This window comes from Geotalea daltonii FRC-32, from assembly GCF_000022265.1.
Taxonomy (GTDB): domain Bacteria; phylum Desulfobacterota; class Desulfuromonadia; order Geobacterales; family Geobacteraceae; genus Geotalea; species Geotalea daltonii.
On the sequence record NC_011979.1, the window covers coordinates 999,139 to 1,024,602 of the forward strand.

Here is a 25,464-nt window from a genome sequence, read left to right on the forward strand (position 1 = left end):
CTGCTTAATGCGTGAAAAAGTCTTTAGTCAAAAGGACTCCTGCCCGCCAACCGGGGTGATTATACACGCCGGTATTCCATAATTCAATTCCTAAGAGTGGAGAAAGGCTTAATGACGCCTTTTTACGTCCATAGTGTTTCCGCCAACAGCGCCACAAGGGCGGATTGGCTTGACTTTCGCGGTAAAGATGGTTAAATCAACAAAATCAAGCATTGTATCTATGGCATTTGAAAAGGGGCAGGACAAGCTCCTGGTTTTGCAATCCGGCACATCTGGGGTAGTTATGGCGGTGATCCCACGATATCCATTGGAATGGCTGAATTTTTTCCGACAGCAGATGGATGAGATATTTTCCTACCTTTCGACTTTGGAGGGAAAGGATGGCAGGGAATGTGAATTCTCGCCCAGTGTGGATGTTTTCGAGACGCCGGACAGTTATGTGGTCGAATTTGAGCTGCCGGGATTTGCCAGAGAGGATTTGTCACTGACCACATGTTGCAATACAATGGTTTTGGAAGGTGTGAAAAGGGAAGATGACGGTGCTGTCGGGGCGAGTTATATGTGCATGGAGCGGCAGTTCGGTCATTTCTGCCGGACAGTGGAAATTCCCCCTGCTGTTGATATGGGCAGGGCAAAAGCCAATTATGACAAAGGGGTTCTTTCTGTCGTTTTTCCCAGATTGCAGGACAAAAATACGCTGATCCGCGACATCCGGATTGAGGAGATTCAACATGGAAAATAAGCAGGAAAACGAAGAGCTGAACATACCGGACGTCCTGCCGCTTCTGCCTGTAAGGGATGTTGTAGTCTACCCTTACATGATCCTCCCCCTGTTTGTCGGGCGGGAGATATCCATAAATGCTGTCGATTCGGCACTGTCCAAAGACAGGCTGATCTTTCTCGCGACCCAGAAAGACGTGAGTGAGGAAGATCCTGCTCCAGACATGATTTACGGCGTCGGAACAGTAGCCATGATCATGCGCATGCTGAAATTGCCGGACGGCAGGGTGAAAATCCTTGTTCAGGGATTGACCAAAGGGCGCATAACCGAATATATGGAACAGAAGCCATTTTATTCCGTGCGTATCGAGCGGATCGTTGAACCACTGTTGCCTGAAAACACACTTGAGACGGAAGCCTTCATGCGCACCGTCAAGGAGCAGCTGGCGAAAATAGTTTCACTGGGTAAGGTGGTATCTCCCGAAGTCATGGTGATCGTGGAGAACATGCAGGAGGCCGGAAGCCTTGCTGATCTCATTGCCAGCAACATCGGTCTCAAGGTTGAGGAAGCCCAGGGTCTCCTGGAGATAATCGACCCCATCGAGCGGCTCAAGCGGGTCAACGATTTCCTCAATAAGGAGTTCGAACTTCTCAGCATGCAGGCCCGCATCCAGTCAGCGGCCAAGGAGGAAATGGGTAAAAGCCAACGGGAATACTACCTTCGGGAGCAGTTGCGGGCTATTCAGCAGGAACTGGGGGAGACCGATGCCCGCAGTGAAGAGATTGCCGAACTGCGTAAAGCCATTGCCAACGCGAGAATGCCTCAAAATATCGAAAAAGAGGCCTTGAAGCAGCTGGGACGCCTGGAACAAATGCATCCTGACGCAGCGGAATCGGGGATGCTGCGTACCTTCCTCGATTGGATGGTCGAACTGCCCTGGAGCAAGTCCACCAAGGACTCACTGGAAATCAAAAAGGCGAAGGAAATCCTCGATGAGGACCATTACTTCCTGGAGAAGATCAAGGAGCGGATACTGGAGTTTCTTGCCGTGCGCAAGCTGAAGAAGAAGATGAAAGGCCCGATCCTTTGCTTTGTCGGCCCTCCGGGCGTAGGCAAGACTTCCCTCGGCAAATCCATTGCCCGGGCCATGGGACGAAAATTTGTCCGTATCTCCCTTGGCGGCGTGCGGGATGAGGCCGAGATCAGAGGACATCGCCGGACCTATGTGGGGGCGCTTCCAGGTCGTATTATCCAGGGATTGAAGCAGGCCGGCTCGAACAACCCTGTCTTCATGCTCGACGAACTTGACAAACTGGGGGCAGATTTCCGTGGTGACCCGTCTTCTGCTCTTCTGGAGGTGCTCGATCCGGAGCAGAATCACTCTTTCTCCGACCATTACATAAATCTGCCCTTTAATCTTTCAGATGTCATGTTTATTGCCACGGCCAATCAGATGGATACCATTCCCGGACCGCTACGCGACCGGATGGAGGTAATCAGCCTTTCCGGCTACACGGAAGAGGAAAAACTCCAGATCGCCAAGCGTTATCTGGTCCCCAGGCAGACCAAGGAGAACGGTATCACCGAGAAAATCATCACCTTCTCCGATGAGGCACTGAAAACCATCATCTCCAAATATACCCGCGAGGCAGGGCTCAGGAACCTGGAGCGGGAAATCGGATCCGTCTGCCGGAAGGTGGCCCGCCGGGTCGCGGAAGGGGAGAAGCGGCAGTTCCCGATCAATGCTGCCACCGTCACCAAGTATCTAGGCCCGCCGCGATTCATACGGGAAGAAGAAATGAAGCAGAACGAGATCGGGGTTGTCACCGGCCTTGCATGGACTCCTGTCGGCGGCGAAGTCCTTTTCATAGAAGCGACTATTATGAAAGGCAAAGGGGGGCTATCCCTGACCGGGCAGCTGGGGGATGTGATGAAGGAGTCGGTTCACGCGGCTCTGTCCTACATCCGCACCCGTGCTGTTGAGCTGCACCTGACGGAGGATTTTTACAGCAACATGGATATTCACGTCCATGTCCCGGCCGGAGCCATACCCAAGGATGGCCCGTCGGCCGGCGTCACCATGGCGACTGCACTTGTCTCGGCACTGACCAAAACGCCGGTTAAAAAGGATGTTGCCATGACCGGTGAGATTACACTGCGGGGAAAGGTTCTCCCAATCGGCGGTCTCAAGGAGAAGATTCTCGCCGCTATCCGGCTTGGGATAGTTACCATTATCATTCCCGAACAGAACCGCAAGGATATTGAAGATGTTCCCCGGCATATCCTGAAGAAGGTGAAGATTGTTTATGCCAGCACCATCGACGACGTACTGAAGGTGGCCCTGGAAAAATACCCACCGACTCCGCCGGGGACGGTGAAAAACATGCCCCCCAAGACCAAGGCGCATACGACGCGGGTTCTGGTTTCATCCCGTAAAGGCATAGTGGCGGGGGCAAAGGTGTGAAACTGCACGACCTGGGCGAATTCGGCTTCATTGACCGAATTGCCGCCGCCATTGCCGAAAAAACGACCGTAAAAATCGGTATCGGTGACGATGCCGCAGCTGTTGAACCGGCACCAGGCCACTTGACGCTGATGACTTCAGACATGCTTATTGAAGGGGTCCATTTCGATCTGAACCTGAGCGACCCCCTCACTCTTGGCAGGAAATCGCTGGCAGTCAATCTTTCCGACCTGGCAGCCATGGGAGCCAAACCACGTTATTACCTGCTTTCGTTGGCCATTCCCCAGAGGCTGGATCTGGAATTCCTCGACAAATTTATTTCCGGCATGATGCAGCGTGCCGACCAATTCGGTGTTACGCTGATTGGCGGTGACACCTGCTCGTCGAAAGGGGGCCTGGCCATTTCTGTGACCGCCATCGGCGAGCAGTTGCCCCAGTTGGTGGTGCGGCGTAGCGGCGCCCGGCCGGGGGATTTGATTTTCGTGACGGGAACAATAGGTGACTCGGCTCTTGGGTTGGAACTTTTACGGCAAGGGGAGAAAATCGGACCTTTGATATCCAGGCATCTTGATCCTGAACCACGGCTGTCGGCCGGCATTGCCCTGGCAGAGGCGGGTCTGGCAACTGCCATGATCGATATAAGCGACGGGCTTCTCGCCGATCTGGGGCATATTCTGGAAAAATCAGCTGTAGGTGCCAAGATGGACTTGAAGGGCCTGCCACTCTCCGATCAATACAGGAAAGAAATTACGAAATTTTCGGAAGATTGTTTCTCGCTTGCCCTTGGCGGTGGGGAGGATTATGAACTGGTCTTTACGGCACCGGTTCTGCTCAAGGACCGGGTCTTTTCATGCATGGAGGCCTGTGGTGTCAATGTTTCCATGATCGGTGAAATTACTGCAGAAAATCGACTCGCCATTACAGCAGCCGATGGTTCGGTATACCACCCCCGGCGACAGGGATATAACCATTTCGCCTGAGATGCCTGTTCAGGCATCGCCTGTTATCTTGACTGCAACTCTTCGCTCCCGCGGTCCGTCAAATTCGCAAAAATAGATCGCCTGCCAGGTGCCGAGAACCAGCTTCGAATTGTCGATGAAGAGGGTTTTTGCCACGCCGATGATGGATGCTTTGACGTGGGCATCCGAGTTCCCTTCGGCATGGGTAAAATAGGGGTCATTGGGCACCAGTTTGTTGAAGAAGTTTACCATGTCCCGTTGCACGGCAGGGTCTGCTCCCTCGTTGATGGTGATCCCGGCCGTGGTGTGAAGGACGCAAAGGTGGCAGAGGCCGTAATTCACCTTCGAAACCCTTACCGTGTCCTGTACCTGGTCGGTAATATTGATCAGCTCGGTTCTGCTGTGGCTTTTAATGGTAATATATCTGATCATGGCGCCTCCGCCAGGCCGTCGTGGGGAGTCCTCAGTTTCCTATGCCTACGTCATCCGGGTGAACGGTCGGGATTAGCTCACTCTGATGGGTACAGACGCTGATAAAGAGGCGGGCGATGAGGTCGTGCATGATGATGGTTTTTTTGTTGCCGCTTTTTGCGAAGGCGGCCTTGACTGCCTTTTTTAACGCAGTGTCGCCGCTGACTTCGATGAGGATGTCGATGTCATCCCCTTTACCCACAAGGGCCATTGGGTCGGATGTGGTGTAGATGCCTTTCTCTGCAGCTATCTTGATTCCTTCTGCAGTCGGATTCAAATCGGCAACCCCGATAATGCTGATGTATGGGTACTTGAGCAACTCTTTCAGCATTGGTGTGCCGGTACGCCCTCCGCCGATAAGAGCAACGCCTATCTTGTCTGCCATGGCAACTCCTTTGGAAATGGAAATGATCAAAAGGCTCAGCGCAAGCCGGTTTTTTTCAGAACAATGCCCAGAAATTTATTGATGGGGTTATTGCGCCCGAGGAAGGGGAGCAGCGGATCTTTCCTGCTGCCCAGACGTTCCAGTTCTTTGGATATGTCAGGGTTCCTGCCATTTCTCAGCCCCATGCGGAATATTCTTATTGCTTCCTTTTTCTGCCCGGCCAGGAGATGTATCCTCCCAAGGTACAGGAAATGTTCCGGATTGCGAGGCTCATGCTTAATGGCTTCCTTGCACAGTGAGATCGCCTTGGCAAAATTCCTCTTTTCCTTTGCCAGGCAGAGTCCAAGACGTGAAAGAGAAGCCGGATTCCGCTCCAGTGCAACCGCCTTTTCAAAATATTTCAGGGCGGACAGAAATCTTCCGGAGTTGAAAGCTTCCACTCCGCTTTCGTAATGGTCTTTGGCTTCCTGCTCATTGCTTTTTGCTGTGCCGTTTGCCGAGTTGGTTTTCATCGTGCCTTCCTGTGGGACGGGCTGAATAAAGTGCTGTTGGCAAATGTTTAAAATATACTCAAAAATGCCTGTCATTACAATGTCAAAAAATAATAAGGCTCAACCGTTGCCCGATGAGAAGCAACTTCCATATCGGATGCCGGGTGGGCCAAGCTTTTCCAACAACTGCTCGCAGGGTTGAAAAAACAAAAGATTTATGTTCTAATCGCCAAGGTGAAAGCGACGGCTTACATAGCTCTCGGATCAAACCTGGGAGACCGGGAGCTTAACCTGCTGCGTGGGGTGGCCGAGCTGGGGAAACTTTCCCGGACCCAGGTCACGGCCCTTTCCGGCTTTTACCAAACCGAGCCTGTCGGAGGAGTACCCCAGGCTGATTTTTACAATGCGGTCGCCAGGATAAACACCGAGCATTCCCCCCTTGAACTTCTTGACGAGCTTCAGCGCATCGAATCAGGCATTTTCAGGAGAAAGAAAGAAGCGCACTGGGGCCCCCGGCCGATTGATCTGGATATTCTTTTCTACAATGATGAAGTAATCACAGGTGAAAGACTGACCATTCCCCATCCACGACTTCATGAGCGACGGTTCGTTCTTCAGCCTCTTGCCGAGATAGCTCCCGACCTGGTGCATCCACTACTGCATAAAACAATCGCTGACCTGCTGGCTGTCCTGAAGGCGCCGGAGCGGGTCGAAAAACTCTAGGAGGATAAGCTTTGGCAAAGTTGCTGGTGCTGATCCTTGTCGGTTACATACTCTACAAAATGTTTAAAGGCCGTTCTGCGGCCAAGGAAGTCCGCAGGGATGCGGATCAGGAGGAAGAAACATTCAGGGATCCTGTCTGCGGCACCTATGTGGCAAGGGGGGATGCTGTCATCGGCAACCTGGAGGGGCGGAAATTGTACTTCTGCTCCATGTCCTGCCTGGAAAAGTTCCGCGATCAATTGGAAAACTCAGAAAAAAACAGTATCGGAGGAGAAAAATGAAGTTTTTTATCGACACTGCAGATGTGAAGGAGATACGTGAGGCTCATGAGCTGGGAGTGGTGGATGGCGTTACCACCAATCCGTCGCTCATTGCCAAATCCGGCCGCAAATTTGCGGATGTCATCAAGGAAATATCCGGCATCGTCGACGGTCCCATTTCGGCAGAAGTGGTTTCCCTCGAACACGATGGCATGATCAGTGAGGCGGAGGAACTGGTAAAGATTCACCCCAACATTGTCATCAAGCTTCCCATGACTCCGGAAGGGCTCAAGGCGACCAAGACACTTTCTGCAAAGGGAATCAAGACCAACGTCACTCTCATATTCACACCCATGCAGGCGCTTTTGGCGGCAAAGGCCGGCGCTACCTATGTCTCTCCATTTGTCGGCCGTCTGGATGATATCTCCCAGGACGGCATGGGCATCATCGAGGAAATCCGCACTATCTTCGATAACTACGGCTATACGGCGGAAATCATCGTTGCCAGCATCAGGAATCCGATTCATGTGCTCAATTCGGCCCTGATCGGCGCCGATGTGGCGACCATCCCTTTCTCGGTGATCATGCAGCTGGCAAAACATCCACTGACCGATGCCGGGATCAAGAAATTCCTCGAAGACTGGGAAAAAGTTCCCAAGTAGCAGGTTGAAGTTACAAATGCAAAGCCCCGGCAGATATCCGTCTGCCGGGGCTTTGTTTATTGTGCCTTGTGAGCTTCAGGGATTGGTTGCGCTTTTCCGTTTATGGCGCCAGACATACACGGCAATGAGCCCGGCACTGAAGACTATGACGCCAATTACCGCCTGGTGGGAGTATTCCATGATCAGCTCCTGGTTTTCCCCGATTATATAGCCTATATAGGCCAGGACAGTGCACCAGATGCCGGCACCGAGCAGGGTATAGGTGGCGAACTTGCCGTGGTTCATGCCGGCCAGGCCGGCAGGGAGAGAGATCAGATGGCGCACCACCGGCAGCAAACGGCCGATGAAGGTTGATATTTCACCATGTTTGTGGAAGAATGTCTCGACCTTGGCGAACTTCTCTTCGGTAATGCCCACATATTTCCCGTACTTGAGAATGAGAGGCCTGCCCAGATAATGAGCGGCATAATAATTTGCATAGGCGCCCACCAAGCTGCCGGCAGTGCCGCAGAGAATTGCCAGCCACAGATTCATTTTGCCTTCGACGGCCCAGTAGCCGGCCGGTGGCATTACCAGCTCGCTGGGTATGGGGATGACAGAGCTTTCCATGGCCATAAGCAGGAATATGCCGGGATAGCCCAACTTGAGTATGGTGGCCAGAAGCCAGTTGATTGCCGCGTGCAGCATGCTGAGACCTCGCAGAAATAAATTTGATCGGTATTTTAACTACCGGGCCGTAAAAATGCCAGCAAAACATGGGTAATAGATGAATTTTCTCCAAGCACTCCAGCATGAAGTATTGATAGGCGACGGTGCCATCGGCACCATGCTCTATGCCAAAGGTGTGAGCCCGGACGCCAACTTTGAGCATCTGAACCTGGTCAGACCTTCGTTGGTACTGGACCTCCACCGGGAGTACGTTACAGCCGGGGCAAGGGTCATAGAAACCAACACCTTCGGTGCCAATTTTGCCAAGCTGGATGCTATCGGCATCGGTGCCAAGCTCCATGACATCAACGTCAAGGGGGCTCAGCTTGCCCGCCAGGCGGCTTCCGGACGCGATGTTTATGTTGCCGGCTCGATCGGCCCCTTGGTTGGCGCCAAGGGGGAGGAAAAGGACCTGGTAGAGGACCAGATCCGCCGGATGTTCGACGCCCAGGTAGATGCACTGGTCGAGGGGGGAGTGGATCTTTTTCTTCTGGAAACCTTTTCCGATCTCAGGCAGCTGGAAATTGGGGTGGCCGTGGCGAAAAAGACGGGGCTACCTGTCGTTGCCAGCATGGCTTTTGGCGAAAACAGCCGCATAGCCGGAGGCATACCGGTGGAGTCAGTTGCCGAGAGGCTGGCTGCTGCCGGAGCCGATGTGATTGGCGCCAACTGTGGCGCGGGGCCACTTGAAATACTCCGCACAGTGAAACGCCTGGGCAAGGTCACTGCTCTGCCCATTGCCGTTTATCCCAACAGCGGCTTTCCCGAGTATGTCAATGGCCGCTACCTGTACCGTGCCACTCCCGAATACTTTGCCGGCATGGCTGAAGAGATGGCTGCCGCCGGCGCTGTCCTCATCGGCGGCTGCTGCGGTACTACCCCTGACCATATCCGTGAGATTGCCGCCAAAGTCAAGGGGCGAAAGCCTGCCCAGCGTCAGATATCCACATCCGTGCCCTTGGCCGAAAGTGGCGAGACGCGGGCTGTGGCGGCTCCAGGTTTCCTTTCGTCCTGGGGGAAAGGGCCGGTGGTAACCGTCGAACTGGACCCGCCACGGGGGCTGGACTGCAGCAATGTGCTGACCGGCAGCCGCATCCTTAAAGAAGCCGGAGCCGACGCCATTAATCTTGCCGAAAACCCCCTGGCAAGGGTGAGAATGGGCAATATCGCCCTGGCCAACCTGATCCAGCGGGAGATCGGCATCGAAGTCATCGTCCACATCACCTGCCGGGACAGGAACCTGCTCGGCTTGCAATCGGATCTGATGGGAGCGAGCCTGCTGGGTATCCGCTCCATTCTGGCTGTGACCGGCGACCCGGCAAGCCTGGGGGAGCAGGCAGGCGCATCCTCGGTGTTCGACCTCAATTCATTCACCCTGATCAAACTCCTGGATGACTTGAACAGGGGTGTCAACGCCCTTGGCAACCCTCTTGGCGGCGGCACCGGTTTCACCATCGGCGCCGCCTTCAATCCCAACACGGCGCGTATGGATGTCCAGACCGGCCGCCTGCTGAAAAAAGTGACCAACGGAGCCTCCTTTGCCCAGACACAACCCATCTATGACCTGAAACGTCTGGATGATATGCTGGAACAGACGGCACATCTGAACATACCGATCCTGCCCGGTGTGCTGCCCTTGGTGAGTGAGAGAAATGCCGAATTTCTCCACAATGAGGTCCCCGGCATCGTCATTCCCGAGGAAATAAGAGGGCGGATGAAGGGGAAGGAAAAAGAGGAAGGTGCCCGCGAGGGGCTGGCCATTGCCCGCGAGTTCATTGATGCCGCTCGTGACCGGGTAGGGGGCTTTTATCTGATCCCCCCCTTCGGCAGGCACGGGATAGCTGCCGAGCTGGTGAGATACATAAAGGGGATAGGAGAATAATCATGAAATTCGGCTTTCGGATGGTCCTGCTTGCTGCATCGTTGCTCATGTTTTCCGGTTGCAACTTCGGCTACATCGTGAAAGAGAATTTTGACAAGACTTCCAGATCCTATGCCACAATGCTGCGCTGGCAGGAATTCGATGCAGGTGTTGCCTATGTGGATGCGCCGCTGCGTGACAACTATCGGAAACGTGTCGAGGCTGCCAGGGGTATCAGGGTGCTTGATTCGCGTATCCTCAGCAAGGATTGCGACACTGGGGCCAAGAAGGCGGAGGTGGTAATGGAGCTGGATTACAACATTAGTCCATCGACTACGGTGAGGACCGTTACCGATCTGCAAAAGTGGCGCTATTTCGATGAGGGTGAAAAGAAAGGGTGGCGGTTGGAGTCGCTGCTACCTGAATTTAAATAAAAACTTATCCGAAGTCAGGAGGAAAAAATGAAGAAGGATATTCCGGAAAAAGGGGCAATACTGCAGCGCGACCGGGAAACCTACGCCATTGCCCCCCATATCCCGGGAGGGATAACCGATACCGCCACCCTGCGCAAGATCTGCGATGTGGCGGACAAGTACCAGGTGCAGGCAGTAAAAATCACCTCTGCCCAGCGCATTGCCCTGGTTGGGATAAAAGAAGAGGACCTGGATGCGGTTTGGGCTGAGCTGGCCACAACCCCGGGTGCCGCCATCGGCCTCTGTGTGCGTAGCATCAAAATCTGTCCCGGGACAAGCTACTGCAAGCGGGGGGTGCAGGATTCCATCTCTCTTGGGCTCAAGCTTGACAGTATCTACCATGCCATGGAGCTTCCCAACAAGCTGAAGATGGGGGTTTCCGGCTGCCTGGTTTCATGTGCCGAATCGGCCCTGAAAGATATTGGCATCATGGGCACCAACAAGGGGTGGCGGATCATGGTAGGGGGCAATGCCGGTGCCCGTCCGCGTATTGCGGATCTATTGGTGGATAATGTGCCGACTGAAGAGGAAGTCCTTGAAATCGTGGCGAAGATAATAGCCTGGTACAAGGGCTCGACAAACCAGAACCGCATTGGTCGCATAATAGATGAGATGGGTATTGACCGTGTTCGCCAAGAGGTGCTCGGGAAGGACGCTTGATTTCGATGGTCAAGATTTACAAGTAAAGGAGAGGGGCGATCCATTGGGGGCGCCCCTTAATAATGTGGGGTTCCTGTGGCACTCATTGAAGATGCTTTGTACAAAAGGATTAAAAACAGGGTAGGTCGCGCCATCGCCGAATACGGACTGATCGAGGACGGAGACCGTATTGCAGTTGGCGTTTCCGGTGGCAAGGATTCATACACGTTGTTGCATATGCTGGATACCTTGAGGAGAAGGGCACCGGTGCGCTACGAGGTCGTCGCCATCAACATCGACTCGGGATATCCCGGTTTCAGGGCGGACATCATCGAAGAACATCTCCATGAGAACGGCTTTACCGTGCATATGGAGAAAACGGATCATTATGGCATCATCAAGGAAAAGCGACGTCTCGATTCCTCCTACTGTTCCATCTGTGCCCGCCTAAAAAGAGGAGCTCTCTATGCCCTGGCCCAGCAGCACAATTGCAACAAGCTGGCGCTGGGTCACCACATGGACGATTTCATCGAAACCCTGCTGCTCAACCAGTTCTTTGTCGGCGCACTCAAGGCGATGGCGCCGGGGATGCTGGCCGACAACGGGCTGACGACGGTAATCAGGCCACTCGTTTATGTATCAGAAGAAGACATCATTCAATTTTCCCGCAACAACCGTTTCCCTGTGGTCTGTTGCTGCTGCCCGGTTTGTGGTTCCGCCGATCAGCAACGCAGAAGGATGAAAGAACTTCTGAAGGAGCTGGAAAAGGAAAATCCATACATCAAAAAGAGTCTCTTAAGGGCTCTCGCCAATGTGCAGCCGCGCCACCTTCTGGACAAGAGACTGAAATCCTGATTCGGCTGACTTCCTTTCTGTGGCGGCGCCTGCGCCCGATTTTCACAGCTTTCAGTCGCTTCCAGTCCCTGATCTCGTCCATGGCAGCCAGATAGCCGCAGTAGATAACAGTTACCGCTCCCGTTACAACGATAAGTTCCATTTTTCCCCTCCCCACTCTTTATGGTCAAACCATAGCATAGGGTTGGGACACAATAAGTCGCAAAAGTATGTGTGGCGCTCTGTAGGGATCCAATATATGAGTCAACGATATATTCAGCCCCTGAGGATCATGATCCAGTGGGGTTTTCTCCTCTTCTCCCTTTACCTGGGGATCCTCTTTTTCCGTTTTGTCTACCATCTCCGCCTGGGCGCATCGGGCCCGCTCCCTGGCAGGCCGGAAGGGATCGAGGCCTTCCTGCCCATCTCCGCCCTTTTGAGCCTGAAGGATTGGCTGACCAGCGGTTCCATCAATCCGGTACATCCTGCTGCTCTGGTCATTTTTCTCAGTGTCGTTGCCGGTTCCTTCCTGCTGAAGCGGTCATTCTGTTCCTGGATCTGTCCGGTAGGAACCATTTCAGAGGTGCTGTGGAAGGGAGGATTCAGCATCTTCAAGCGCAACATCCAGCCTCCCCGCTGGCTGGACCTGATTTTGCGCAGCATCAAGTTTCTGCTGCTCGCTTTTTTCCTCTATTCAATTTTCTTTGCCATGCTGCCGGAGCAGGTCACCGCTTTCATCTATTCCGAATACAACAAGATCGCCGATGTGAGACTCCTGGACTTTTTCCTCAACCTGTCAGGGCGGCCTCTGGTGATAATCGGCCTGCTTGTGCTGCTATCACTGGGGCTACGCAATCCTTTCTGCCGCTTTCTCTGCCCCTATGGCGCTCTTCTGGGGCTGATATCGCTTTTTTCACCAGTGAAGGCAACCCGGAACAAAAGCACCTGCGTATCCTGCGGCGTCTGCAACCAGGTTTGCCCTTCGTACATCCCCATCATGTCCAGGGAGCGGGTTCATTCGGAAGAGTGCATCGGCTGCCTGCGCTGTGTCAGCCACTGCCGAGCAGAAGGGGCTTTGGCCATGAAGCTTACCGGATGCAAGGTTACGGTGAATGGGGTGGTCTTTGCCATGCTGGTGGTTTTGTTTTTCTGGGGCGGGACAATGATCGGCAAGATGGGCGGGCACTGGCATACTGCCATCACAGCAGCGGAATACGGTCGGCTGCTCGGCAGATAGGAAGAAGAAATAGGACTATCTGAGAATTTGTGGAGAAGCCTGTCGCGACTTCGTCCGCTCGCTCGGTCGCCGCAGCTACGGACCTTGCACGGTCTGTCGATCCCGTTGCCCGGTTGGCAGATCGCTACCGATGGTGCCTTGTTCTACTTCGGGGCGGGTGTCCGCTCGCCGCTGCGGCTCGGTCACTCACTCCCGAAGCCGCGACAGGCCCGGCGCCATCGGATGAACCTAAAAAGAAAAAGAGCGCTGCTTCCGCGGCGCCCTTTTTTTGCTTGTTGGCTTTTCAGGCCTCTTCTTCCTCGCCCAGAGCGATTTCTCGATAGGCACGATCTTCTTCAAATCGCTTGGTCTGGGCCTGCAGCTTTTCAATATCCGCCTTGCACTTGACGCAATAGCGGGCAAAAGGGACTATCTTCAGCCGGCCAATGGGAATCTCTTCTTCACATTCTTCGCAAATGCCATACTCTTCCTCTTCGATCTTCAGCAGAGCCTCATCAATATTGCGCAGTTTCTCCCGCTCGCGGTCGTCGAGCAAAAGCCCCAGTTCCCGATCCCGTTCGCTGGATGCCTGATCATAAATATCGCCGCTCGGTTCGTTGGTGGGAATATCCGAACCTGATTTGAGAGACTTGCTGATTTCCTTGATGGTCTCTTCTTTCATCTTAAGGAGGATGGCTTTCATCTCATCCAGTTTATCAACCATAAATGCGCTCCGTTCCTTGAGTTTACCGCCGTAAAAGGCGTCGCAATAATACAGCAATAGTTTTCTTTGTCAAGGGAAAAGCCCTCTTTAAAATGGCGTCTTTAGGGGCTTTGGGAAACTATTTCACCGATGAGATCATAATCGGAGGAATCGGTGATCCTCAATCTTACAATCTCGCCAACCTGTGCATTTCCCGCTGTAATGTATACCTGTCCGTCAATGTCCGGGGCCTGTCTTGACGAACGTCCCTTAAGCAGGAGTTCGGTTTCCTCGCTGTATCCTTCGATGAGCACCATTTCTTCCTTATCGACCAGGCTGCGGTTATGCTTGAATGAAACCCTCGCCTGGGTCCGCATCAACTTCTTGTAACGTTCCCTCTTGATCCGTTCGGAAACCTGTTCGGCCATCTCGAATGCAGGTGTGCCCTCTTCCCTGGAGTAGCAGAACACCCCCATGCGATCGAAGCGGGTTTCTTCAACAAATTGAACAAGCTTCTTGAAGTCGTCATCTGTTTCACCGGGAAAACCGACAATGAATGAGGTCCTGATGGCAATACCCGGTACTTCCGTCCTCAGCTTTGCAATAAGTTCCCTGATCTCAGCTTCACTGCTCCTGCGGTTCATCTGTTTCAGAATCGGGTCGCTGATGTGCTGGAGAGGTATGTCCAGGTATTTGCATACCTTGTCCTCCTCCTTGATCAGCTTGATCAGGCTGTCGCTGATGCCGTCGGGGTAGGCATAGAGAAGACGGATCCATTGCAATCCCTCCAGTTTTACCAGCGACCTGATCAGCGCCTCAAGAGTTGCTCCTTCGTTCAGATCCTTGCCATAGCCGGTAATATCCTGGGCAATGAGGTTGATCTCCCTGACCCCCTTGGCCACCAACCCCTTTGCTTCCCTGAGAAGCTTGTCCATGGGACGGGACCTGAAAGAACCCCGCAGGGAAGGGATGACACAGTATGAACAGCAGTTGGAACAGCCTTCGGCGATCTTGAGATATGCGGTGTAGTAGGGGGACGACTGCAACCTGGGCAGTTCGTCATCATAAAGAAAGTTGGGATCGCCGGTATAGCAGAGCTGTTCCGAAAGTCCCCGTTTTTCGGCAATGATTTCAGCAATACGGGGGTAATCGCCGGTGCCGACAAAAATGTCGACCTCGGGTAGTTCTTTGACCAGTTCCTCCTGATACCGCTGGGGGAGGCATCCGGTGACGATCAGCATTTTACAACGGGCATCATGTTTGCGGTCGGCCAGGTCCAGAATGGTGTCGATGCTCTCCTGCTTTGCTTCCTTGATAAAAGAACAGGTGTTGACAATGATGATATCGGCTTCATGTTCGTCGGTGGTTACCTCGTAGCTGTCCTTTGACAGGTAGCCAAGCATTACCTCGGCGTCCACCAGGTTTTTCGGACAACCCAGGCTGACCAGACTTACTTTTTCTTTACTGTTCGTACTCAAAATTACTCCTTTTTTAAGCGGTCGGCGGTATTCAGTCGGCAGTCGGCAGTGGCGGTCAGCAGCAAGTTGCTGACGGTGCCCCGGCCTGGTTTACTCGGCTACTGCCTGAAATTGACAAACTGCAGATCGAGGCCCAGGTCTTTGCCCTTGAGCAGTTGGATGACCTGCTGCAGGTCGTCGATGTTCTTTCCCGTTACACGTACCTGATCATCCTGGATCTGGCTTTGCACCTTCAGCTTGGTCTCCTTGATGACATTGTTGATCTCCTTGCCCTTTTCCTTGGATACTCCCTGCTGAACGTCGATCACCTGGCGCACCATGCTGCCGGAGGCATTTTCCACCTTGCCGTACTGCAAAGCCTTGGCTGAAATGCCCCTCTTGATGAACTTGGACTGCAGGATGTCGATGATTGCCTTGAGCCGGAAGTCATCTTCGGTCAGAACCTTGATGGCATCCTTTTCAAGGGTAACCTCGCTCTTCGAACCCTTGAAATCGTAACGTTGGGCTATCTCCTTTACTGCCTGATTTACGGCGTTGTCAACTTCCTGCATATCAACTTTTGATACGATATCGAATGACGGCATCTCTCCTCCTGAATAACATCTGATTTCATTTAGTCTGACCGGGATTGATAACCTCTACCCCGCTCGGTACCTTGAAATTGAACCTGTCGCTGCGCATGCCCCGGTTAACCTTGATGTTGCTGAATTCAATGACCGTGCGGTTGCCGAAAGAGTCGAAAACGACCGAATAGGCAATGGGGAATGGATCGGCAGCCTGTCCTTCCCTGGTAAAGCTTGCCACTGCCTGTGCCTTGATGCCAAGATGCAGCTTTGCCATTGCCTGGCTTGGTTTCTTGGGTATCAGCTCCAGGAGGTAATTTCCTTTTTTGTCGCGGCCATCGCCGGCAAACCTGATGTTGAAATCCCGAGAGACGTGTCCCATGCCGCTCAGATAGTTGAGGGCGACCGAATTGCCCCCCTCGAACAGGGAAGCCACATCCGAAACCATTACCTGTCTGTTTTCAGGCAGATAATACCAGACTTTTTTGCCATTGGAGATAATCTGCTGCCTGGGCTTCGAGTAGTTGAAGCTGAACATGGCCTGCCCGTTTGCTCCTTTTTTCAGGAACAGTTCTCCGGCGCCACGCTCCTTGCGTTTCATCGATGCGATTTCTGTCTGCTGGGAAAAATCGGCCTGCAGGTCGTTCAATGTCCTGTAGCCCTGTTCGAGAGTTTTGACCACATCGTTCATTTCTGCAGCTAATCCATGCTGCGGCAGAGCCGATTGCAGCAGAACCACGCATGACAAAAGAAGGATGGAAAAACATGAACGCATTTGAAGCACCTCTTTGGGGATAGCGATTCCCTATAAATTTACAAAGGCGACATTTGATCATGTCGCCTTTTGTCCTGGCAAAGGTCGAAGAAACCCTGATTCCTACGGTGGCGAAGGCCTTACAACATCGACTCCGGCCGGAATGACAAACTCGAAAAGCTGGTCGGACATGATGGTGTTGGCTCTGATGTTGCTGAATTCCATTATAGTGGTATTTTGCTGATGATCAACCACCGTTGTTGACAGAACGGGGAAAGCCAGGTCCTGCCGGAGCGGGTCGTTGAAGAGCCTGCTAATATCGCGGTTGTTTTGAACATAGAGCAGAACCGCATCCCGACGAACGGCGATGAACAGTTTCTCTATGGTTGCCGTAGCACGACGCGGCGTCAGCTCAAGGATGTAATTGCCTTCGATATCCTGTGCCTGGGAGGGAGCAGTGATAAGGAAATCTTTCGAGATCCGCCCCAGCCCCTGAAGGAAGTTGGAGGCACGGTCCCGGTCCGGGTTGAACCTGGAGGGCTCGAAGACGAAGCTCACATCGCTCAAGAGCACCTTGCGGCTTTCCGGCAGATACATCCACAAGGTTCTTCCGTTGCTGACAATTTCCTGGGTGGTGGGACGGAAGTAATCAAAACGGAACTTGATGGGATCACCGTCCGTTGCAGCCTTGAGGAACATCTGTCCATCGGCGCGCATTTCCCGGTTCTCCCTGGCTATGGTCGAGCGCTGAAAGAAATCGGCGGTCAGGGTACTGAGTGCCCGGTAGGACTGTTCCACCGTGTTGACTACGTCCTTCAGGCCTACAGTAATCTTTTCTGCCGCACTGGCTTCGGCTGAAATTGCCGTCAGGACAAGGAACAGGGCAATGATCGCTCTTACCGTGATTTTCATGATTGCTCTCCCATAAAAACAGCAAAATGCTATATCACATGACTGTCAATATTGCCACAAGTCTTTGACCTCCGCAACTGACTTTCAGTTGCTTCAAATGAAATTTAAGTCATAAGATTTGACGCTGACGGGCGGCATGCGTTAAAGCAGGTTCGGTATATCCAGGATGTAAACGATTTCTCCGTCCCCCAGAATGGCGCTGCCAAGCAGCCCTTTCAGCTTCAGCAGCGGCCTGCCCAGCGGTTTTATGAACAGCTCATGTTGTGTCAGAAATGAGTCCACAACGAGGCCGAGCTTTCTGCCCCTGATTTCGCAGGTGATGAGAGAGATGTCTCCCCCTGCCGTGGGCATGGGGGGGAGGCGTAAAATGCGGTTAAGGCTGAGAAGGGGAATGGTTTCCCCCTCCAGAATGAAGACGCTCTGTTTTCCCTTTTTCAGGATCAGGTCTCTTTCCAGCTGACGGGTCTGCGTAATGGCAGTTACCGGCACTGCCACCTTCATCTGTCCGCAGTAGACAACCAGGGTCTGCATAATGGATATGCCGGCCGGGACACTCAGGTGAAAGCTGCTTCCCTTACCCTGCTCCGTGTCGATCAGCAGTGTGCCCCCAAGTGCATGAACTGCCGATTTCACAGCATCCATGCCGACTCCGCGTCCGGAGACCTCCGTGACTTCCCCGGCTGTGGAAAAGCCGGGCAGGCAAGTGAGCATAAGGGCATTGTGCTTCGACAAACCCGCTGCCTCTTCCCTGGTGATCAGCCCCTTTTCCAGAGCGGATGAAATTAGCTGGGCAGGCTCCATTCCCTTGCCGTCATCCTCTATGATGATCGAGACCCGGTCTTTCTCCCTGCGAACCGACAGGCGAATTTTCCCCTTTGCCGGCTTGCCGGCGGCCAAGCGTTCTCCTGGAAGTTCAATGCCGTGATCGACCCCATTGCGCAGGATATGGATCAGGGGGTCAGATAATGATTCGAGGATTCCTCGATCCAGCTCCACTTCACTGCCGCTGACCTCAAGAGCGATTTCCTTGCCCGCTTTTTTTGCCAGATCACGGACAATTCTGGGGAAACGGTCGCCGATCTGGAAAAAAGGAATAAGCCGGGCCTTCATGACTTGATCATGCAGGCTGCGTAGCAGTTTCCCCAGCTCAATGCAGGCATTATCCAGGTCGGGTTGTTTGAGGCGGCTGCTGACGGTGAAAATCCTGGACTTACTGGTTATCAGCTCCCCGGTAAGGTTGATCAGAGAATCGAGAAGTTCTGTTCTTACCCGGATGGTCGGTGAACCGTCTGTCTCCGGGGGAGAAGCGTTTGCTTTTGCCGGAGGTGCCGGGAGACCGGTCTTTGTGGTTGGCGAAGGAGCATCGTTGCGGGGAAAGTTGACAATCCGGCGGATCAGATCGTCGGTACTGCGGTTGGCGGTAACGTTCCGGTCAACATCGCCGATCATTGTTTCCAGCAGGTCTGCCCCTTCGAGAAACAGATCTGCGGCCAGGCTATCGAATACCAGAGCCCCCTTGCGCAACCGGTCCATGAGGTCTTCCAACTTGTGGGCCAGTTCAGAGATGTCACCGTATCCCATGGATGCCGCCATTCCCTTTATGGAGTGGGCGGCGCGAAAAAGGGCGTCCAGGGTGCTGCGATCGCCGGGGTCACCTTCCAGAGAGAGTATGTGATTGCCGATGGCTCTGAGATGTTCTCGCGATTCGGTAACGAAGAGCTCCCTGTAGTGGGACATGTCCATGAATCAGGCTCCCCCGCTTCGGTTGCCGATATTTACCCCATCAGCCATTGATGGTTGCCTCCAGTCTCTGCAACAGCTTGTCCAGGGCCAGAAGCCTGATTACCTGCGTGCCGTCGGAAATAATCCAATCGCTCAGTTCATCGTCTTCCTCTGTCGGCTTACGTTCCATTGTCTCTGTGGCCGCAATAGCCAGAACTCCATCTACCCAGATTGCAAGGCTGGCAAAGCGGTCTTCCAATACCAGTATCTTTCCGTCAAATTTGCGGTGGCCCTGGTTCAGCATGAGGGACAGGTCGACAACCGCCTTGATATTGCCATGTGAGTTCATCGCGCCGATCAAGTGAGCCGGTGCCCGGGGAATCGGGGATAAGGGGGGGGGCTCGACAACTTCCGCCACCTGTTGAAGATCGATTGCGTAGGTGGAATCCATGAGGGTGAAAAGAAGATAAGGGCTGGTGTTTGACTCGCTCATGACTCCGGAGTTTCTCCTCCGGGGGTGCGGAATTGTTCGACGACCTTGAGCAGCGCTTCGGCCAGCTTGGTCAACTCAATGGTCGCCCGGACCATCTCCTGCATGGCGGACGATTGCTCTAATGTCGCTGCCGAGACTTCTTCCGTAGCTGCAGCGTTGTCTTCGGCAACTTTAGCAATCTCATCGATCATTCCCACCATCTTGCCGGCGCCTTCGGTCTGCAGTTGTGAAAGTTCCGTGATGCTGCTGGTCTTGCGTTCGGTTTCCATGACGGTGTTGAGAATATCCCGGAAAGATTCTGCCGTGGTATCGATATTTCTTTTACCAGCTTCAATATTTCTAGAGCTATCGGTGATGGTCTCGTAGACTCTGCGGCTTTCTTCCTTGACCATGCTGATCAGTTCGATGATGTCGGCTGCCGATTTTCCGGTGCCGTCTGCAAGCTTGCGTACCTCATCGGCGACGACGGCAAAACCTCTTCCGTATTCACCTGCTTTTGCTGCTTCTATGGAGGCATTCAGGGCGAGGAGATTGGTCTGACGGGCGATTTCACCTATAAAATCGGCAATTCTCCCCACCTGCAGCAGTTTGGCATTCAAGTCCATGAACTGGACGCCGACCCGTTCCACATCGTCGAAGAATAGCTTGACGCGCATCAGGGAGTCCTTGGCCAGGTCTCCCCCCCGATGGGCGGTTAAACTGGTTTCCCTGGCGGCTCTTGAAGCCTCGTTGGCCCTTCTGGAAATCATCTCCATGGAGGCAGCCATTTCATGGATGACCTTGGAACTCCTGGTGACCATCTCTGCCTGGGTTTCTGCCCCCCTGGAGATCTGCTCCACAGCCTGTGCCACTTCCTCCGTGGAAGCGTTTATTTCCAGGGCGTTTGTAGAGATTGTCCGGGACGAGAGAGAGACCCGTTCAGAGGTTTCCCTGATGTGCTTGACCAACTGGCGCAGGTTCTGCACCATCAGGTTGATGGAATCGGAAATATCGTGGGTCTCGTCTTTGACATAGGCATCTTTGAGTTTGATCTCCCTGGTCAGGTCGCCTCTGCTTATGTCTTCCGTCGCAGCAGTAAGAAGGGAGATATTCTTGGTAAAGCTCTTGGAAAAGAACCAGCCGAGAATCAGGCCGATGGTAACGGCAACGGCATAGGTGAGGATATTGGTGCCTTCCGGCGAATACCCCACATGTTTGACAAGACCGGGGGTGAAGGCGACAGTGGCGACAACCAGTATGAAACCGAGGATGAATTTGTAACCTATGGCAATACGCATGGAACTCTCCCTGAAGGATCTGGAACTGCTTCAGAAACTGATACTCAAACGGCCCGATAAATGCGTTCTATGGGGCAAACCGTATTGAAAAGCTCCCGTGAAGGACCGAAAAGGGTCTCCGACTTGCCGAGCACGAGAAATCCCCCCTGTTCCAGCACGGTTGCAAAGCCTGCCATAATCTTCTGCTGCTGTGAACGTTCGAAATAGATGAGCACATTCCGGCAGAGGATCAGATCGCTCACGGCGTAACTGCTTGGGTCGAAGAGATCGCTCTGCCGGAATGTGACCATTTCCTTTATATCAGGCAGCAGATGGTACTTTGAACCCACTTGCTTGAAGTAGCGTGTCTTTACCGGGTCAGGAACCTCCGCCATTCTGTCCTCTCCATAAACTCCTGCCCGAGCTGCTTGGAGGGTGTCGGCATCCACATCAGTAGCCAGGATGGATACGTTCAGGTCCTGCAGATCTTCCTGGAAATGTTCCTTGAGGATGATGGCCAAACTATACGGCTCTTCACCACTGGCGCAGCCGACGCTCCACAGCCTGAGTTCCCGGTGGTCCCGGTTTTTGCACTGCTGAATCAATTGGGGGATGATCTCTTCTTTTATTTTGCGGAAGGTGAGGGGATTTCTGAAAAACTGGCTGACATGGATGGTAAGAACCTTGTACAGGAGCTCCAGTTCCACCTCGCTGCCCAAGAGGAGATCGCAGTAGTCTTCGGCAGTTTTGCAGTGAGTCGCCCTGACCCTGATGCCGATGCGCCGCTTTATGCACTTGTCTTTATAACAATCGAGGTTGAATCCTTTCAGACTCTTGAGGACTTTGCCTATGGTGCCGAATGATTCAGGTGAGATATCAAGGGGGGTATCTTCCGCCAGATCTATATCCTCTTTTGGGTTAGCATCAGGTTTGACGAGGTCCGCCCCGTTAAATGCTGAAGGCAGTGTCAATACCTGTCCAATTCCCGGCACAGTGCATTGAATGCATCTTCTCCGTCTAATATCCTGATTATCCTGACGCCCATGCCGCTCTTCTTCACCAGTCGCAGCATGTTTGCCGGTACCTTCTTTGCCCACATGACGCGGGCTTCCATCCTGACAAGGGTCGTCTCATCGATGGCCAGATCCACTTTTACATCGCTTCCCGGCGAAGCGACGTTTGCTGTTTTGATGAAAAGGCCGTGATGGGAGATATCTTCAGTAAAGGCAATGCGGTCGGTCTGCAGCAGCCCGAATTTCACAGACAGCCTTTTCCGCAGCCTTTTTATTCTTCGCTTGTCAGCCATCGGTCGTCATCCCAAGTTGCAATAAGTGTCGACAGATTAACACAATTTTTCCATATCTCACAGCTAAAACTGGTTCGGTAACGTTTCACCCGAACCGACTCAGGCCGGGATCGAGCCTGAGTAACCGGTGGCGGCAAAAGGGGATGATTGGTGGCCAGACAGGCAACTGGGGGTATGCATTTAGAGGATGGAAAGGGCAACGTCGTTTTGAGTGGAAATTTTTCCTTAACACGGCAGCGGCAGGAAGCCATCACTCCTGATGTTGCAGCAGGTTCTTTACGCTGTCTACCCGGAATACATACCAGGCATCGGCTTCTGCCATCCGTCGTTCCGTTTCGTTGGTCACCAGCCCTTCCAGGGTTACCGCATAATCGCGGCAACGGACACGTATCTGGGTCGCATTGACGAAAGGATCCTTTTCCAGCGCCAGGCGGATCCCATCGATGACCTCGTCGTCGTTGTCTTCTTCCGGCGGGCTTATCTCAAGCCCGTTGATGACATCTCTGCTGCCGGGAACCCACCACGCCAGAACGCCGGCCATCCGTTTTTGGGAGAGGCTTGCCACCTGTCCGTTAAGGGTTACTACCCCCTTGTCAACCGCCACTTCAATTGCACCCGACGCGGTTAGCGGCTCTCTTACCGACTCCATCTGCCCTTTTACCAAGGCGCGAAGTGCATATGGTTCCAGAAGATTTTCAGCGACAATGGCATTGCAGACGTGGGTCCTTATCTCGCCGTCTTCCATACGTTCGGCAGGCATGACATGGAGCCGGTCGATGATCGCCGAAACTCCGGGGATCTTGCCCGCTGCTTCGAGGGCGATCTTCTTTGCTGCCAAGGTTTCTGTTTCCCCCGTCAGCGTTACCTCTCCGTTGCTGTAATCGACTCTGATCGGGCTTGCATGGAGATTTATCAGCGGTTCCCGTTCAAATGCCGCCATTACCTCTCTGGTAACGTCATCTCTGTTTTTCATGGTTCCCCCCGGTTAAAATAGTCGATGTAAGTAAATTTTAACTCAAAAATTGCCGCGGTCATCTGTCCGGGTAAAAAAGGGGGGGAGCGAAGGGGCGTTTTGGTGAATTGGAAAGGGCGAAACAGGAAAGACGGCCTCTGCAAGCCGCCTATCTCCGATTAGCTTTAAAATGGGGTCAGTTCATTTGCTCAAGTTCGTGTTCAGCAAGTTGGGCTATCTCCAGGTAAATGGCGATCATCACGCCTATGTCGCACCATTTCCTGGCGATGGTGCGGATCAACGACCAGCCATTCACTAAAGTACCGGCAAAAAGGAAGATGCCCACGGTCCGGTCTTCTTCAAAGCCCATCAGAATGACGGCATAGACGGCGATGGTAATCATTGACGCCAGCCAGGCAAGTTCCGGTCCTTTGAACGGATTTGACATGACCCGAAGAAAGTCGATGTAGTAATTGCTCAGTCCGCGGACCTTTTGCAAGAATTCGCTGACACCGTCTTTTCCCTGTTTCAGGTAGGCATAGGAAAGAAACCTTTCGGTGGCACGCTTTCTTCCGGCGGTCATCCGCTCATGGACGTACTTTTCGATTGCCTCGTCGATTATTTCCGTGTTCATGACTGTCACCTCACTTCTGTTGCAGTGCTCTCAGCGATGGAAAATCATTTACATTATTCGTGCCGATCTCGCGCCGGGGAAATCTGCTGTCCATATCCGCCAATTATATCAGGTCATAACCCGTATTTCAGCAGCCGGTGACAATGCTTTTTTCAGGGGGAAAGTGTGGCATTTTTGCAACTATGCAAAAATATGGTTCAAAAATTCGCAAATCTACGGGAGGATGGGGGGGCAAAACAGGAAAGAGGGAGTTTTCAGTACGGAGATAGGTTGGCGGGAACAGGCTATGGCTTTGCAGCCTGTTCCCGCTGCTGGTCAGGACTTGAGATATTGGCCGATTTTTTCCGCCAGCGTCTGGTAAATGCGCTCGCATTCCTTATCGTCCTTTTCCAGGAGCGTGACCCTGAACCCCTGCAGGTCGGTATTGAAGGATGAAAGCGGAACGATACAGATGCCGGTATGGGCCAGGATGTAGTAGACAAAGCGCTTGTCCGGCGAGACGCCGGGGGCGTTAACCAAGCCTTCCACCAGTTCCCTTACCTCGACGTTGTCGATGGGCAGGCTCTGCCGGTTGGTAAGCAGCCCTTTTTCAAAGGCAACCGCCATGTAAAAGGCGCCGTTGGTGCGGTTCACCACCAGCCCCGGCACATCCTTGAGGAAATTGTAGGTGATGTTGCTCATGCGCTCATAGCGGGTGATGCGCTCCGCAAGGTAATTGCCGTACTCCGGGTGGGACATGATGGCCGGAATGGTTTTTTGGGGCAGCGTAGTTGAACAGACCTCATTCATCTTGGTGTTGAGGATGGAGTTGATGTATTTTTTGAAGCGCTCGTCCTTCTGGCCATTGTAAACCTCAATCCAGCCGCAGCGTGAGCCCGGCCAGGGCAGTTCCTTGGAGATCCCTTTCATGGCAATGGCCGGCACATCGCCGATGACATCGGAGATGGGAACCGTTTTCTCGTTGTTGTAGACGATGTTGTTATAGACTTCATCGGCAATAATAAAGAGGTCGTATTCCTTGGCTATGGCGACAATCTGGCGCAGGGTCTCCACCGGGTAGACCATGCCGGTCGGATTGTCCGGGTTGATGAGCATGATGCCGGAGATCTGCGGGTTATATTTTACATGGTTGCGCAGGTCGTCAAGGTCGGGGAACCAGTTGTTTTCAGGCCGCAACTGGTAGCAGACAGGAGCAGCCAGTGCGTGGGCCGCCTCCCCAAGGGTATGGGTGGTGTAGGTGGGGGAAGGCATCAGCACTCTCGTCTCATGACGGAGATTGCCATAAACCTTGGCGATGGCGTCTCCCAGGCCATTGAAGAAGATGATGTCGTCCGGAGTTATCTGGGCTCCACCCCGCTTATTGGTAAGGCCACAGATGAATTCGCGGGTCTCCAGAACCCCCCTGGTGTGGCAATAGCCATAGGTATCATCGTTCATGGCTTCTTTGGCGACAATCTCCTTCATCCAGGTGGGGATAACCTCCCCTTTGACAATCGGGTCGCCGATATTTTCCCAGTTGATCTTGACGCCATGTTTCTGCAGCTTTTCCGCCACATTGACGATGTTCCTGATCTCATAGGTCAGTTCTCCAGCTCCGGGGGTGACAATATCGTTTCTCATCCGCTTACCTCGCTCCTAAGAATTTTAAAATTCCAGCCAATCCCAAATGATAAAAGGCCGTGGGGGGAAACCCACGGCCTTTAAAATAAGTAAATGTTCAACGCACACTTACAGGGCAGCGGGCAGACCTGCGGCGTTAAACGCCGCTGCGCTCATAGCTCGTGCATCCCTGCAAGTATTGAAAAACGGCTCTTTGTTCATAAG

General features: G+C 53.2%; 28 protein-coding genes. 11 read left to right on the plus strand and 17 right to left on the minus strand.

Annotation, left to right across the window (positions count from 1 at the left end):
• Nucleotides 1–220: 220 nt before the first annotated feature.
• The 3 genes from GEOB_RS04505 to thiL are packed head-to-tail and all read left to right on the plus strand — an operon-like array spanning nt 221 to nt 4,165.
• A complete protein-coding gene (locus GEOB_RS04505) occupies nt 221–742 on the plus strand; it encodes an Hsp20/alpha crystallin family protein (RefSeq protein ID WP_012645994.1) in 522 nt (173 codons plus the stop codon).
• The gene (gene lon, locus GEOB_RS04510) at nt 732–3,185 is read left to right on the plus strand and encodes an endopeptidase La (RefSeq protein WP_012645995.1); all 2,454 of its coding nucleotides are present in this window, start codon (nt 732–734) and stop codon (nt 3,183–3,185) included. The genes GEOB_RS04505 and lon overlap by 11 nt, the downstream gene beginning before the upstream one ends.
• On the plus strand, nt 3,182–4,165 hold the full coding sequence (gene thiL / locus GEOB_RS04515) for a thiamine-phosphate kinase (protein WP_012645996.1): 984 nt from the start codon (nt 3,182–3,184) through the stop codon (nt 4,163–4,165). Before lon ends, thiL begins: the two co-directional genes overlap by 4 nt.
• Nucleotides 4,166–4,174: 9 nt before the next feature.
• Here the strand turns inward: thiL and GEOB_RS04520 are convergent, their stop codons facing one another.
• From GEOB_RS04520 to GEOB_RS04530, 3 genes are read right to left on the minus strand one after another with little or no spacing between them, the layout of a single operon-like run.
• Entirely contained in the window at nt 4,175–4,576 is a 402-nt protein-coding gene (locus GEOB_RS04520; protein WP_012645997.1) for a secondary thiamine-phosphate synthase enzyme YjbQ, read from the minus strand.
• Nucleotides 4,577–4,607: 31 nt separating this feature from the next.
• Nucleotides 4,608–5,000 (minus strand): hypothetical protein, encoded by a 393-nt coding sequence (locus GEOB_RS04525; protein ID WP_012645998.1) that lies wholly within the window; start codon nt 4,998–5,000, stop codon nt 4,608–4,610.
• A 35-nt stretch (nt 5,001–5,035) separates the two neighbouring features.
• Complete coding sequence (locus tag GEOB_RS04530; RefSeq protein WP_012645999.1) at nt 5,036–5,512, minus strand: tetratricopeptide repeat protein; 477 nt, start codon at nt 5,510–5,512, stop codon at nt 5,036–5,038.
• A 177-nt stretch (nt 5,513–5,689) separates the two neighbouring features.
• Between GEOB_RS04530 and folK the strand changes: the two genes are divergently transcribed.
• The 3 genes from folK to fsa are packed head-to-tail and all read left to right on the plus strand — an operon-like array spanning nt 5,690 to nt 7,136.
• On the plus strand, nt 5,690–6,214 hold the full coding sequence (folK, locus tag GEOB_RS04535; protein WP_012646000.1) for a 2-amino-4-hydroxy-6-hydroxymethyldihydropteridine diphosphokinase: 525 nt from the start codon (nt 5,690–5,692) through the stop codon (nt 6,212–6,214).
• Between the two features lie 11 nt (nt 6,215–6,225).
• Nucleotides 6,226–6,495, plus strand: a complete 270-nt coding sequence (locus GEOB_RS04540; RefSeq protein WP_012646001.1) for a YHS domain-containing protein — start codon at nt 6,226–6,228, stop codon at nt 6,493–6,495.
• A complete protein-coding gene (gene fsa, locus GEOB_RS04545; protein WP_012646002.1) occupies nt 6,492–7,136 on the plus strand; it encodes a fructose-6-phosphate aldolase in 645 nt (214 codons plus the stop codon). The genes GEOB_RS04540 and fsa overlap by 4 nt, the downstream gene beginning before the upstream one ends.
• Nucleotides 7,137–7,211: 75 nt before the next feature.
• Here the strand turns inward: fsa and GEOB_RS04550 are convergent, their stop codons facing one another.
• Nucleotides 7,212–7,823: a DedA family protein gene (locus GEOB_RS04550; protein WP_012646003.1), complete on the minus strand. Its 612-nt coding sequence runs from the start codon at nt 7,821–7,823 to the stop codon at nt 7,212–7,214.
• 79 nt (nt 7,824–7,902) lie between these two features.
• Here GEOB_RS04550 and GEOB_RS04555 point away from each other — a divergent pair, with 79 nt between their 5' ends.
• From GEOB_RS04555 to GEOB_RS04575, 5 genes are all read left to right on the plus strand, one after another.
• Nucleotides 7,903–9,726, plus strand: a complete 1,824-nt coding sequence (locus GEOB_RS04555; RefSeq protein WP_012646004.1) for a bifunctional homocysteine S-methyltransferase/methylenetetrahydrofolate reductase — start codon at nt 7,903–7,905, stop codon at nt 9,724–9,726.
• Nucleotides 9,727–9,728: 2 nt separating this feature from the next.
• Complete coding sequence (locus GEOB_RS04560; protein WP_012646005.1) at nt 9,729–10,139, plus strand: hypothetical protein; 411 nt, start codon at nt 9,729–9,731, stop codon at nt 10,137–10,139.
• 27 nt (nt 10,140–10,166) lie between these two features.
• Nucleotides 10,167–10,838, plus strand: a complete 672-nt coding sequence (locus tag GEOB_RS04565) for a nitrite/sulfite reductase domain-containing protein (RefSeq protein WP_012646006.1) — start codon at nt 10,167–10,169, stop codon at nt 10,836–10,838.
• A 75-nt stretch (nt 10,839–10,913) separates the two neighbouring features.
• Nucleotides 10,914–11,672: a tRNA 2-thiocytidine(32) synthetase TtcA gene (ttcA, locus tag GEOB_RS04570; protein WP_012646007.1), complete on the plus strand. Its 759-nt coding sequence runs from the start codon at nt 10,914–10,916 to the stop codon at nt 11,670–11,672.
• 238 nt (nt 11,673–11,910) lie between these two features.
• Nucleotides 11,911–12,888: a 4Fe-4S binding protein gene (locus GEOB_RS04575; protein ID WP_012646009.1), complete on the plus strand. Its 978-nt coding sequence runs from the start codon at nt 11,911–11,913 to the stop codon at nt 12,886–12,888.
• A 283-nt stretch (nt 12,889–13,171) separates the two neighbouring features.
• On the opposite strand, the gene GEOB_RS04580 is transcribed toward GEOB_RS04575, so the two are convergent.
• From GEOB_RS04580 to GEOB_RS04640, 13 genes are all read right to left on the minus strand, one after another.
• Nucleotides 13,172–13,591 (minus strand): TraR/DksA family transcriptional regulator, encoded by a 420-nt coding sequence (locus GEOB_RS04580; RefSeq protein ID WP_012646010.1) that lies wholly within the window; start codon nt 13,589–13,591, stop codon nt 13,172–13,174.
• Between the two features lie 101 nt (nt 13,592–13,692).
• Nucleotides 13,693–15,048 (minus strand): 30S ribosomal protein S12 methylthiotransferase RimO, encoded by a 1,356-nt coding sequence (rimO, locus tag GEOB_RS04585; RefSeq protein WP_012646011.1) that lies wholly within the window; start codon nt 15,046–15,048, stop codon nt 13,693–13,695.
• Between the two features lie 98 nt (nt 15,049–15,146).
• On the minus strand, nt 15,147–15,632 hold the full coding sequence (locus GEOB_RS04590) for a YajQ family cyclic di-GMP-binding protein (protein ID WP_012646012.1): 486 nt from the start codon (nt 15,630–15,632) through the stop codon (nt 15,147–15,149).
• Nucleotides 15,633–15,657: 25 nt separating this feature from the next.
• Nucleotides 15,658–16,386, minus strand: a complete 729-nt coding sequence (locus GEOB_RS04595) for a LolA family protein (protein WP_012646013.1) — start codon at nt 16,384–16,386, stop codon at nt 15,658–15,660.
• 102 nt (nt 16,387–16,488) lie between these two features.
• Entirely contained in the window at nt 16,489–17,277 is a 789-nt protein-coding gene (locus GEOB_RS04600; protein ID WP_012646014.1) for a LolA family protein, read from the minus strand.
• 141 nt (nt 17,278–17,418) lie between these two features.
• On the minus strand, nt 17,419–19,020 hold the full coding sequence (locus GEOB_RS04605) for a chemotaxis protein CheA (RefSeq protein WP_012646015.1): 1,602 nt from the start codon (nt 19,018–19,020) through the stop codon (nt 17,419–17,421).
• A 40-nt stretch (nt 19,021–19,060) separates the two neighbouring features.
• Complete coding sequence (locus GEOB_RS04610) at nt 19,061–19,492, minus strand: chemotaxis protein CheW (protein WP_012646016.1); 432 nt, start codon at nt 19,490–19,492, stop codon at nt 19,061–19,063.
• Entirely contained in the window at nt 19,489–20,769 is a 1,281-nt protein-coding gene (locus GEOB_RS04615) for a methyl-accepting chemotaxis protein (RefSeq protein ID WP_012646017.1), read from the minus strand. The genes GEOB_RS04610 and GEOB_RS04615 overlap by 4 nt, the downstream gene beginning before the upstream one ends.
• Before the next feature lie 44 nt (nt 20,770–20,813).
• Nucleotides 20,814–21,719 carry a CheR family methyltransferase gene (locus tag GEOB_RS04620; protein ID WP_012646018.1) on the minus strand — a complete coding sequence of 302 codons (906 nt, stop codon included), beginning with the start codon at nt 21,717–21,719 and terminating at the stop codon, nt 20,814–20,816.
• Nucleotides 21,716–22,054 carry a PilZ domain-containing protein gene (locus GEOB_RS04625; RefSeq protein WP_012646019.1) on the minus strand — a complete coding sequence of 113 codons (339 nt, stop codon included), beginning with the start codon at nt 22,052–22,054 and terminating at the stop codon, nt 21,716–21,718. The genes GEOB_RS04620 and GEOB_RS04625 overlap by 4 nt, the downstream gene beginning before the upstream one ends.
• Before the next feature lie 250 nt (nt 22,055–22,304).
• A complete protein-coding gene (locus GEOB_RS04630) occupies nt 22,305–23,027 on the minus strand; it encodes a BON domain-containing protein (RefSeq protein ID WP_012646020.1) in 723 nt (240 codons plus the stop codon).
• Nucleotides 23,028–23,202: 175 nt separating this feature from the next.
• Entirely contained in the window at nt 23,203–23,640 is a 438-nt protein-coding gene (locus tag GEOB_RS04635) for a GSU0071 family protein (protein WP_012646021.1), read from the minus strand.
• 315 nt (nt 23,641–23,955) lie between these two features.
• Nucleotides 23,956–25,260, minus strand: a complete 1,305-nt coding sequence (locus GEOB_RS04640) for a pyridoxal phosphate-dependent aminotransferase (protein WP_012646022.1) — start codon at nt 25,258–25,260, stop codon at nt 23,956–23,958.
• Nucleotides 25,261–25,464 lie beyond the last annotated feature (204 nt).